This window comes from Aeromonas sp. Y311-2 (genome assembly GCF_027706025.1).
Lineage (GTDB): Bacteria > Pseudomonadota > Gammaproteobacteria > Enterobacterales > Aeromonadaceae > Aeromonas > Aeromonas veronii.
The window spans coordinates 1-7,578 of sequence record NZ_JAPDCL010000049.1 but is presented as its reverse complement, the minus strand read 5'-3'; the positions used below and the strand labels follow the sequence as shown (position 1 = coordinate 7,578).

Sequence of the window (7,578 nt, the reverse complement as noted above, 5' to 3'; positions counted from 1 at the left end):
AAAAAATCGGCTCAAACATGAAGAAATGAAATGACTGCGTCAGCCGAGAAGAATTTCCCCGCTTATTCGCACCTTCCCTAACCCAAGACGCATGCGGGAAATCAATGACTATGTTTTCCACTGGGTTTTATCACTCATTACACCGACATCCTGTCTGAAAAAATCTGATGGGCTAACCATACCAGAAAGCTTTAAATGAGCCCATCATTGTGATCACCCTCCTCGAACCTGAACGAGCCCCCTCAGGACGACTTGCTCGATAACTACTTACTACCGTTCATACAATCTGAACGTTAAGGTTTGTCTACGATGAAGACGATGGCCTGAGCTTTAAAGCCATAAGTGTCTGAATATATTATATTTTCAATGGTATGTGTCACACTGCATCAAATTTATAGTAACAATAGCCAAAGCCCCGAACACATCTACAGAGACACCTTCAGGCACAGTGTTCAGATCTAATCGCCTGGCCTCCCCAAACAACCTAGTGGTGTGCTGTTCGAGAATCTCATCCAGCTCTAAAGATGAGATGGATCTTCTCCAGCGAGGGTGAGCCTTAAAGTCCTCTATAACGCAGTGTTGCAAGCATAAATGTGGGACTTCGACCCACCCGCCTGAATCAACGGAGGTATGTACCTTGGCTTGAAAAATGACTCTGACCATCGTGAAACATCCAGATGCAAAAACTGGGAGACTTGATGATATGAGGTTAGTTCATTAATGACAAACAAGTTAACTGCGGAATGGCTTTTTGCTAGGATGGTCGAATAAAACTAGGCTGTGTTCTCAAAATGCTGGTTTTCTGTCCACACATAACTCGCGCAAGTAGCGAAGGCAGAATGCCAGTTTGATAAAGGCTGCAAAACTCTTGGCTAGCTTTTCATATCTCGTTGAAAACCGGCGAAACTTCTTCAACCAACCGAAGCACCGCTCCACGACATTGCGCCTGCGGTAATGCACCTTGTCCAGTACCAATGGACGCCCCTTATGGCGCCGTTGCTGGTCGCTGCGTTGCGGAATGACCGCTTTTATCCTTCTCCGCCGTAGCTCGGCTCGAAAGGCTTTGCTGCTATAGGCCTTGTCTGCGGCAAGATGCGCTGGCCGTGTTCGGTAGCGACCTGATGACGTTGGTATCCTCGCCATGGCCAACGCGCTTGTTGCATAGCTGATTTCTGCTGATTGCCCCGGTGACAGGCAGAAGCTCAGTGGTAAGCCATGACCGTCCGTGACCAAGTGAATTTTGCTGCCGAAACCTCCCCGCGAACGGCCAAGGGCTTGATTCATTGAGGTGTTTTTTTACGTGCACCGGCAGCATCTTTGGATGCTCTGACATTGGAGCCGTCCAGGCACCACAGGTCGAAATCGATGAGCCCTTCTTCATTGAGCTTGAGTTGCAGCGCTTCCAGAATGGCATCAATCCGGCCTGCATCCTGCCAACGCCGGAAGGTGTTGTAGACCGAATTCCATGGTCCGAAACGTTCTGGAAGGTCTCGCCAAGGAGCTCCGGTGTGGAGTATCCAGAGAATGCCATCGAGCACTTGGCGCGTTTCACGGGTAGGGCGCCCGATCAGGCTTCGAGAAGGAAACAGGGCTCGATAAGCCCCCATTGTGCATCAGTCAGCTGATAACGGCGGGACACGGAATGGATCTTAAGCTGTTGAGAAGATGTGAGATTATATCTTCATCACTTTAAGAACACAGCCTAGGGGGATTCTAGGCGAGCTCTTGTTTGTCGAGCGAGCGACAACCACGCTACCAAGAGTGCAAACACTGCTCCTGTCATCAAAGATGAGATGGCTCGAAATCATAGGTCTACCTACTGTAATATACTGTCAGTACATCAGATCTACAGATGCACAGTATATGTTGGCAGCGTACAGTGCCCACACAACAAGGAGATGTTGATGCAAAGCCCTGTAGTACCGGATAACGAACGGCTTCGCTTAGACGCATTGCGCCGTTTAGCGATACTTGATAGCCCCGCAGAGGAGCGTTTTGACCGGATTACCAGGATGGCTCGCAACATGTTTGATGTGCCCATCGCATTGGTTTCATTGGTGGATGAAAACAGACAGTGGTTCAAGTCATGTTGTGGGTTGCCGGTATTGGAGACACCGCGAGACATTTCTTTTTGTGGTCATGCAATTCTCGGTGAAGAACTGTTTGTAGTTGAAGATGCGGCCCAAGATCCACGATTTTCTGACAACCCCTTAGTCACGGGGGAACCACACATTCGCTTCTATGCAGGCCATCCACTAGAAGTTGGGAACGGTTTGAAGCTGGGTACATTGTGCATCATAGACTCTAAACCCAGGGGTTTTAGCCCACGAGACCAAGCGCTGTTAGCTGATTTGGCATCCATGGTTGAGAGTGAGTTACAAGCCGTTCAGAGAGCAACCATAGATGAATTGACGGGGATAACTAACCGTAGAGGATTCATGCTGCTCGCCGAAAAAAGTTTGAAATATGCATTTCGTGTAAAACACACAGCGGCCTTACTTTTTTTAGATCTAAATCACTTCAAACTAATTAACGATAAGTTTGGTCATGACATTGGCGATGACGCGTTGCGACATATGGCCGAGTTGTTATGCCGAGTATTCCGCGATGCTGATATATTCGCTCGCCTTGGTGGGGATGAATTCGTTGTCCTTTTACCTGGCACTGGTAGTGAACATTGTCAGAGAATTAAAGAGCGGCTGAATCATGCAATAGATGACTTCAATAGTCATAGTGGTAAGCCATACCAGTTGTCATGCTCCTTAGGAATTGTGATTTACGATGCTAGTATGCCGCCTAATTTAGATCAACTACTGCGGCACGCAGATGAAGAGATGTATTCATGCAAAGTGAAACGATAAATAGCTGTCGCCAAAAATACAACTATCTGAGCATTTCTTAGAGAAATCATTTTTATACTGGTAAAGAAGTAATTGACCGTATGAAACAAGATACCCTAATCATGGGGATCTTGTTTATTTTATTCAGTGTCTGTGTATAATTTTAATTACTTGTCTATGAATATGCATTGATGGCTTGCTACTCGAATTCCTATACATTAGCTTTCAGCAGAGCAAACCATTTTGGAAGAAACACTATTTAAGTGGCGCGAGCCCATATCTCGTGAGAAATGTCACCAACAGTATTTTAATTTCATTTAGCATGGCGAATTTTTTAACGTGAGCTATATTAAAAGTGGGATGTGTCAATGTGGGGTATGTATGTTTTCACAATACAACATAAGAAACATATTGTTAATTTTCCTTGCGACACTTTCTTCATGCGCTATTGCTGTTGATACCAAAATTGTTCTAGTTAGTTCAGCGGACACTTATCATTCAAAGTATGGGTGCTGGTTATATAATATTTATAGCGAGGCATTTTCTAGATTGGGATATAAATTTCTATATCAGGGCGTTCCTGGTGGAAGAGCACCGATCCTCGCGGAGAATGGCAGTGTTGATGGTGAAATTCATCGGGCATTTGAATACCAACAGCAAACAACCAACTTGATCAGAGTGAATGAATCACATTTCAACGTGACTATTGAAGCTTATGTGTATGACAATAAATCAAAATATAATTCTTGGCATAGCCTAGATAAGGAAGGATTAAGAGTTGAATTCAGGCGAGGCTCAAAACGCGCCGAAGACGCACTTTCCAAGCTTATTACCTCCCCCCTGCCGACAGAGGTAAACACAACTGAGCAGGGATTGAAAAAACTGATAAAAGGACGCGTTGATGTATTTGTGGAGCAGACTCTGGTATTTGATAGGAGCAAGCAAGCATTGCTTGCGGAATCGACCGAGTATAATAAAATATATTCCGCAGGAATTGTTGATACCTTGGCAGGCTATGCGTATCTTAATAAAAAACACTCAAGGCTAGCGAAAGATTTGGCCTTAATGCTAAAAAAAATGAAAACCGAGGGTAGAGTAGAACAACTGCAAGAGCAGTTTTGCTATTATGATTAATTTAAAATCCAGTTCGTGCCATGGTGCTTTACAAGCGTCTGGGGTGCTCGATGATATCCTCGCCTTCATAGAACAACACGAATGAGTTTCGATTGCCCCCCTAGTGATGGTCTCATTAGAAAACCAAATGTGTGTATTTTCGCATACCCGCGCTAAAAATCTGTCATCCGTAATCCAGCATTCTATTTAGTTATATCCAAATGAGTGTCATAATAGCATCGCTTCGGACACAACGTAAAAGGCCGCAAGGATGCAACCGTTCTCTGAAACCAGTGATCCCCACTTTCTTCGCTTAGATGCATTGCGCCGTCTCCAAGTGCTTGACTCCCCAACAGAGGAACGTTTCATTCGTATAACAAGAATGGCTCGCAACATGTTTGATGTGCCTATTGCCCTGATCTCATTCGAAGACAATGAACACGAGTGGGCCAAGCCTTGTTATGGCCTAAACATCCATGAACCTCTTCCTAATATCTCTTTTTGTAAAAATGGATTTCTCAAAGAACGCATGCTTGTTATTGAGGATGCAACCAAAGATCCTCTTTATTATAATAATCCAATGGTTCAAGGGGAGCCATACATCCGATTCTATGCTGGTCATTCATTAGTAATAACTGATGGATTGCATATCGGTTCGTTGTGCCTTATAGACCGTAAGGCTAGGGCTTTTGGAGAAAAGGATAGAGCTTTATTTACCGACTTGGCATTAACAGTTGAAAGCGAGTTACGTGCAGTTCAAATGGCGACAATAGATGAGTTGACGGGGATAACCAACAGGCGAGGTTTTATTCTTCTGGCTGAGAGGTACTTGCAACATGCATACAGAACGAAAAGGGGCCTTTCATTATTGTTTATAGATTTGAATCATTTCAAATCTATAAACGATCGATTTGGTCATGATGTTGGAGATGATGCATTGTGCCAAGCCGCCAGCTTGATCAACTTGATTTTTAGAAATGCTGATATCTGTGCTCGATTAGGTGGTGATGAATACGTGGTTTTACTCCCAGAAACAAACATTAACTATATTGAATCAATCAATAATCGAATAAATCAGATCTTTGATGAGTTCAATAAGCATAGCGGTAAGGTATATAACCTTTCTTGTTCTATAGGCTATGTGGAATATGATGCAACTACACCACCAGATCTAAACTTGTTACTCCGTTTGGCGGATGAGGCCATGTATCGTTGCAAGCAGAATTTATAAATCATATGCACCCTATGGGCATATGATTTAAGAGAGTCGTTAACTAGTATGGCAATAATCTGCAACAATAAAAATATCAAGTTAATTTTTATTTATGTACATTTTTAAATTATAGTTACTTAATAGTTCGGTTATGTGCCCATACAGTAACAGCAACTCTAGACTTTAATTTTAGTTTTCTTAGAATGTTTCTCACATGTATTTTTACCGTCCCATGAGATATATATAATAATTTTGAAATGACTTTGTTTGAGTGACCTTCAGCAAGAAGTTTTACTACATCAATTTCTCTATGGCTTAATGATTCAATAATGCCAACATTACTATCTGATAATGAGATTGACATTACTTTATTGTTTGACTGAGGACTTTCAATTGATGTATCAGCACATATGCTCTTAATGAAGCCAATTAAATCAAGCGGTTCAATATTTTTTGAAAGATATCCATTGGCTCCGAACCTAAACGCTTCTACAACATCAATTTCCAAATCTGACTCGGTGAAGATAACGACCTTGCTTTTTATTTTCTTTGCTCTGATTCTCTTCAGCGTTTCTAATCCATTAAGCACTGGCATTTGAAGGTCAAGCAATATTAAATCTGGTTCATATTCTACTGCCAGATCTAATCCTTCTTTACCATTGCCAGCCTCTGCAATCACCTTCATAAGGTGATCTGTTGAGAGTGTAGCTTTGACTCCTGCCCGCAATATAGCGTGGTCATCTACAAGCAATACTTTTAATGCTTGCATTTCTTCGATTGAAACTTTGTTATCCATAACTACATTCTCAATACCATGCTAGCGTCACATTACACCATACGTGCATAAAAAACACTATAAATCAACACGTTAACCAATATGCAGGATGCAACTCTATAATGGCCCATAGCTATGTATCTTTATCATTTTAACCCCAGTCGTTTGGCTAGGGAAGGTGCGAACAAGTCCCTGATATGAGATCATGTTTGTCATCTGGAGCCATGAAAAAGGGTTCATCATGAGTCATCAGCTCACCTTCGCCGACAGTGAATTCAGCAGTAAGCGCCGTCAGACCAGAAAAGAGATTTTCTTGTCCCGCATGGAGCAGATTCTGCCATGGCAAAACTGTAATGACCCACTGAAATCCTGCTCAGGTCATAATGAGTGGAGATCACAGACATGAGCATCACGATGGACGAAGAAATCAAACGTTGGACGGCCAAGCGCAAGTCCGCCTTGGTCATGGAAATCATTCAGGGCAAGACCACCGTCGCTGAAGCGGCTCGAGCCTTTGATTTGCCGCCCTCCGAGATTGAAGAATGGGTAGATGACGCCAAACGGGGCATGGAAAACGCCTTACGGGCCAAGCCACTGGATATTCGCGAGCAGTACGAGAAGCAGCTCAAGGAACTCCAGGAAGCTTATGGCGAGGCCATGCTGGAGTTACGCGCCAGAAAAAAGCTGGCCTCCCTGCTGGGCGAGGACGACAGATAGTCGCCGATGTTCAGCAGGGATTACGCGCAGAAGGTATTGATGTCTCCGTCAGCAAGCTCTGCCGCTGGTTTGGCCTGCCGCGTCGTAGTTGGTACTACCGCAGCGTCAAGGCCGCGCCCAAGCTTCAGGAGCATCTGGTCACCCCGATCAAAAACATGATTGAGGAGAACCCATCGTTCGGTTACCGGACGGTTGCAGCCCTGTTGGGGTTCAACAAGAACACGGTACAGCGCATCTTCCAGCTCAAGGGCTGGCAAGTTCGCAAGCGTCCGGTTGGGTTTCGCCCCCGGATCCAGGCCCTGCCTTCGGTGGCCTCAGCGCCCAACCAACGCTGGGCGACGGACCTATGCCGGATCTGGGCTGGTCGCGATGGCTGGTGTTCCTTGGCGCTGGTGATTGATTGCCATACCCGTGAACTACTGGGATGGCATCTCTCGCGCAGTGGTAAATCGAAAACGGCCGAGGCAGCGCTGGAGCAAGCCTTAATTGCTCGCTTCGGCAGCTTGGGACGAGTTGCATCGCCGTTTTTGTTACGTAGCGACAATGGGTTGGTGTTTACCAGCCGCAACTACACAGCACTGGTGAAGAGCTATGGGTTGCAGCAGGAGTTCATCACGCCGTACACGCCGGAACAAAACGGCATGGTCGAGCGGGTGATCAGAACGCTCAAGGAGCAGTGTGCCCATCGGCAGAGGTTCGAGACCTTGCAGCATGCCAGTCGGGTGATTGGCGACTGGATCCAGTTTTACAACCAGAAGCGTCCTCACCAGGCGCTAAAGATGAAAACACCGGCGCAGGCCTATGCCGAAGCCGCTTAGTTGTGCAGGAACGGCTGGGTCATTACAAAACATGGTGGAAGTCATCGAGCCGTTTTACCCCAAGGCTGGTAATGGCCGGCGACCTTATCCGCTGGAAACCAT

6 protein-coding genes and 2 pseudogenes are annotated in these 7,578 nt (G+C 45.2%); 6 read left to right on the top strand and 2 right to left on the bottom strand.

Features of this window, described 5'->3' with window-relative positions; translation table 11 throughout:
• Window positions 1-786: 786 nt before the first annotated feature.
• Window positions 787-1,639, bottom strand: a pseudogene (locus OKC42_RS22325) (IS5 family transposase).
• A 265-nt stretch (window positions 1,640-1,904) separates the two neighbouring features.
• On the opposite strand from OKC42_RS22325, the gene OKC42_RS22320 reads away from it, so the two are divergent.
• The 3 genes from OKC42_RS22320 (at window position 1,905) to OKC42_RS22310 (ending at window position 5,184) form a co-directional block, all read left to right on the top strand.
• Window positions 1,905-2,861 carry a sensor domain-containing diguanylate cyclase gene (locus OKC42_RS22320; protein ID WP_151286328.1) on the top strand — a complete coding sequence of 319 codons (957 nt, stop codon included), beginning with the start codon at window positions 1,905-1,907 and terminating at the stop codon, window positions 2,859-2,861.
• A 360-nt stretch (window positions 2,862-3,221) separates the two neighbouring features.
• A complete protein-coding gene (locus tag OKC42_RS22315; RefSeq protein ID WP_186301956.1) occupies window positions 3,222-3,974 on the top strand; it encodes a transporter substrate-binding domain-containing protein in 753 nt (250 codons plus the stop codon).
• Window positions 3,975-4,224: 250 nt separating this feature from the next.
• Window positions 4,225-5,184, top strand: coding sequence for a sensor domain-containing diguanylate cyclase (locus OKC42_RS22310; RefSeq protein WP_080602637.1), 960 nt, complete (start codon window positions 4,225-4,227; stop codon window positions 5,182-5,184).
• A 115-nt stretch (window positions 5,185-5,299) separates the two neighbouring features.
• On the opposite strand, the gene OKC42_RS22305 is transcribed toward OKC42_RS22310, so the two are convergent.
• Window positions 5,300-5,962: a response regulator gene (locus OKC42_RS22305; protein WP_144716203.1), complete on the bottom strand. Its 663-nt coding sequence runs from the start codon at window positions 5,960-5,962 to the stop codon at window positions 5,300-5,302.
• 220 nt (window positions 5,963-6,182) lie between these two features.
• Here OKC42_RS22305 and OKC42_RS22300 point away from each other — a divergent pair.
• The 3 genes and pseudogenes from OKC42_RS22300 to OKC42_RS22290 all read left to right on the top strand — a co-directional run.
• Window positions 6,183-6,284, top strand: a pseudogene (locus OKC42_RS22300) (IS5/IS1182 family transposase); the annotation flags it as partial.
• 59 nt (window positions 6,285-6,343) lie between these two features.
• On the top strand, window positions 6,344-6,658 hold the full coding sequence (locus OKC42_RS22295) for a transposase (RefSeq protein ID WP_039026396.1): 315 nt from the start codon (window positions 6,344-6,346) through the stop codon (window positions 6,656-6,658).
• Entirely contained in the window at window positions 6,655-7,476 is an 822-nt protein-coding gene (locus OKC42_RS22290; RefSeq protein ID WP_039026397.1) for an IS3 family transposase, read from the top strand. Before OKC42_RS22295 ends, OKC42_RS22290 begins: the two co-directional genes overlap by 4 nt.
• Window positions 7,477-7,578: the final 102 nt, after the last annotated feature.